Here is a 3,518-nt window from a genome sequence, read left to right on the forward strand (position 1 = left end):
ATGATCCTAATTCAAATAGACCGGTATTGTATCTAAAAGACCCTAATACACCCTCTGGTGCAGGAGCGAGTACCTTAAATATATTTGATGCTTCCTATATCAAATTGAAATCAATCAATATCAGTTATGCTTTGCCTCAACCATTGCTACAAAAGCTAGGGGTAAGACAAGCCCTGATCTATATTTCGGCTAGTAATCTTTTTACCATAACAAAGTACCCGGGGCCAGACCCAGAAGTTAGTAATGATCCCTACAGCATTATAGGCGGAAATACTGACGATGCAAGTTATCCTCAAGCCAGACAGTATGCAATTGGTGCCAGATTCAGTTTTTAATAATTAAAACCCAACAGTGATGAACAAATTACATTTCTATATCATATATTTTTGCTGTTCGCTGACTTTATTGGCTTGCAAAAAACAATTAAGTGAACCACCTCCAAATGCTAAAGTAAATGGCACTGCAGTGGTAGATCTAAAGAGTGCTCAGGTAACGTTAAATGGCGTGTATTACAGATTTGCCAATGCATCTTCAACAAGTTACGATTGGCAGGTTCAAAATGTTCAACCCGGTATGTTAACCGGTATGCTGGGCTATGGTTCTGGTCAATATCCTGATGAAAATAATACCAATCTTAACTCCCGATTTATGCAAGTTGATAACCCATGGGGACAATGGTATGCAACCATTACAGCTGCTAACGGAATGTTAGAGGGGCTGAGCGCTTTGCCGGATGGTATTATTGAAGCAAAACGTAAATCAGAAATGCAGGCAGAAGCTCGCTTTTTACGCGCTTATTCGAACTTCAAGCTCCTCATGTTTTTTGCTGAATGGAATGATCTTTCCAGTAAAAATGGAGTTTTATTGCGGACGGAGCTAACCGGGATCAGTACAGTAAACAAAGCACGTAGTTCAGTGGCAGAGTCTTACAAGGCTATTCTGGACGATTTAGATTATGCAGTAGCAAACGGACCGACCACCAATCCCAATTACTATGTCAACAAATATGCAGCAATGGCTCTAGAAGCCAGGGTACTGCTCACACGGGGTCAACAAGCAGACGTTACTAAAGCGCTTGACCTCACCAATCTTGTTATTGGAAGTGGAAATTATGAACTTGAGCCCAATTTGAAGGATATATTTTATAGTAAAGGTTTGTCCAGTAAAGAGGTGATATTGGGCGTACAACCACAACCACTTCAAGAAAATATCCGTACCAATAGTGGTGCTTATTCAATTCCAGCGGTTGTTGGTGTAATTTTTGTCGCAAAAAAAGCTTTTGTAGATTTATTGGCTAATGATCCCCGTGGGGCCTGGATGCATGGGCCGCTTACTCCAGAAGAAATCCAGACATCTAGCCCTGACACTTATTTTTATACGAAATTTATTTCCTATAACGCTGGCACAGGAACACTGAGTCCATTTACACAAATATCGGAAACATCTTATGCCATCAGGTTGTCTGAAGTTTACCTACTGAAAGCAGAAGCCATTATTCGCTCCGGAGGGGAATTAGCGGATGCAAAAACAGCGTTGAAAATGGTTATGTCTAAGGCCGGTATCGCAAATGGAAGCCCACTCTATCAACCTGTAGATAATGCCAATACACCGATGGATTTATGGAAACAGGTTTATTTCGAAACACTGAGAAACCTCACCGGTGAAGATGCAATTGATTGGTTTGCCCTTTTACGTTTTCCATTTGATACCATAAAACAACTTCGGCCAACGATAACAACCCCTTCACAACTTTGGTTTGGTGTTCCTGTATCTGAATTTCAGACCAATGTATTATTTGGCGCTCAAAACGCAGGAGGATACCCGGTACAATAATCTTAAACATCAATTTTTGAATATAAGTACAGCAAATGGGGACTTTAGTCCCCATTGTTGTTTAACGGTATAAAAAATAGCTAATTAAGACAACCAAAATTGACAGGCTGATATAGGTACTAACCTGTTTTATAGCCCTGGTGATATGCCCCTCTACTGTTTTTTCAGCCACATCCAATTGCCTGGCAATTTCCTTATTAGACTGTCCGTCTATTCTGCTCATTCTGTAAATCTTGGAACATTTTTCAGGCAAAGAATCAATCGCAGCCTCTAAAATCTGCAACATCTCTTTTTCTAACAAGGATGAGTCTGCAGATGGTGCAAAGATCTCTATTCCAGTCGCCTCTTCAAAGACAATATTATTGCGTTTCGAATTGCGTTTGGCTAACATGTTGATCGTTTGGTTTTTTACTGCTCTGTAAAGATAGGTGGAAAGCTTGTACCTCAAAGTAAGTCCTGTGCGGCAGTTCCATAATTTGATAAACAGTTCCTGAATACAATCTTCTGCGTCCGCTTCATCACGAAGATCCCATCTTGCCTGAGCCAGAAGTTTATTCCAATAGCGATCGTAAATTTCAACTAGGGCCCTTTCATCGCTTTGGTTCAGCAGAAGAATTAATTCTTCGTCTTTAAGTTCCTTCAAATTTCCCATACTTTTAACCCAAATTTATCCGCTGCTTTTATATACCCAAAATCAAAATTTAAAGCACAAAATCGTACCACTTAATTGCTGTTGATGAGTACGTTAAATATCCGTTAAATGGATGTAAAAATCAAGAACAATTTTCTAAATCTGGAATTTTGGGCTAGTTGATTAAAGATCTCTTTTTGCGTTTATGCGAAAGCAAAAGAACCATAGCAATGTGCTGAATAAAAGGGTGTACAAAACTTGCTGTCCGGTGCTGTTCATGGCTAGATTGTAAGCTTCAGGGTTCATTTTTGCCATGAAGGTTGGGGGAGGTATCATGCGGTCTGAAATTTCAAATGGTAAAAAATGGCCAATAACCATATCATACTTCGAAAAAAGCCAGGTCAGCATAGGTTCCAGAATAACGATGGAAAAGATAAAAATTCCTAAAGCAATAAATGATTTACGAACTAAAAAGCCAATCACAAAAGCGATCGACAACTGTGAGAAAGTTTGTAAAAAGAAATAACCAATGAAATAAGTTTTACCACCCCCGGCAATATCTTTTGCCCCGGTATTGGTAAATCCGATAATCAAGCACGCGCCCACGTAGATGACGCTTATCGATAAGGATACTACAGCAATATCCAGTAATTTGCCAGTTAAAAATTGTTTTCGGCTCCAGCCATCAATTACATTTTGCCTGTGTGTTTTAAAAGTATATTCATTGGTAATCAGCATTATCACAACCAATGAAGGAATCACAATAAATAGCGATGAAATGTAGGCGATGGTATGCCATACTTCATTAAATGCAAAAGGATTTCCTAATAGCATTTGTGCAGCTTTACCCATTTGTGGGTTATTGCTCAGTTGATGATAAAAACCAACCATAGCATAACTAGCGGCGATATAGGAGAGTGCAGTGATACCCATAGTCCACCAAAATGCGGGGTAGTTTTTAATTTTTAGCCATTCGATTTTTAAGATTTGTAGCATTTGAAAATAATTAGTCTTGAGTGAGTTCGAAGAAACGGGCTTCCAGCCGTTGTTTATG

At 39.3% G+C, this 3,518-nt stretch carries 3 protein-coding genes and 1 pseudogene; 2 read left to right on the top strand and 2 right to left on the bottom strand.

The features are described from left to right. Together VNZ46_RS21780 and VNZ46_RS21785 are read left to right on the top strand one after the other, a co-directional pair. A pseudogene (locus VNZ46_RS21780) lies at positions 1-335 on the top strand (hypothetical protein); the annotation flags it as partial. A 19-nt stretch (positions 336-354) separates the two neighbouring features. Beyond that, on the top strand, positions 355-1,833 hold the full coding sequence (locus VNZ46_RS21785; RefSeq protein ID WP_325562555.1) for a RagB/SusD family nutrient uptake outer membrane protein: 1,479 nt from the start codon (positions 355-357) through the stop codon (positions 1,831-1,833). Between the two features lie 61 nt (positions 1,834-1,894). On the opposite strand, the gene VNZ46_RS21790 is transcribed toward VNZ46_RS21785, so the two are convergent. Both VNZ46_RS21790 and VNZ46_RS21795 read right to left on the bottom strand, forming a co-directional pair. Then, positions 1,895-2,485, bottom strand: coding sequence for an RNA polymerase sigma-70 factor (locus VNZ46_RS21790; RefSeq protein ID WP_325562557.1), 591 nt, complete (start codon positions 2,483-2,485; stop codon positions 1,895-1,897). A 162-nt stretch (positions 2,486-2,647) separates the two neighbouring features. Further along, positions 2,648-3,518, bottom strand: an 871-nt coding sequence (locus VNZ46_RS21795) for an ABC transporter permease (protein WP_325562559.1), incomplete at its 5' end; no start/stop codon positions are given.

It is taken from the genome of Pedobacter sp., assembly GCF_035566355.1.
Lineage (GTDB): Bacteria > Bacteroidota > Bacteroidia > Sphingobacteriales > Sphingobacteriaceae > Pedobacter.

Bases quoted from the DNA above. Each gene is read 5' to 3' on its own strand.
- VNZ46_RS21785 (WP_325562555.1), top strand. From the start codon at position 355: ATGAACAAATTACATTTCTATATCATATATTTTTGCTGTTCGCTGACT.
- VNZ46_RS21790 (WP_325562557.1), bottom strand. From the start codon at position 2,485: ATGGGAAATTTGAAGGAACTTAAAGACGAAGAATTAATTCTTCTGCTG.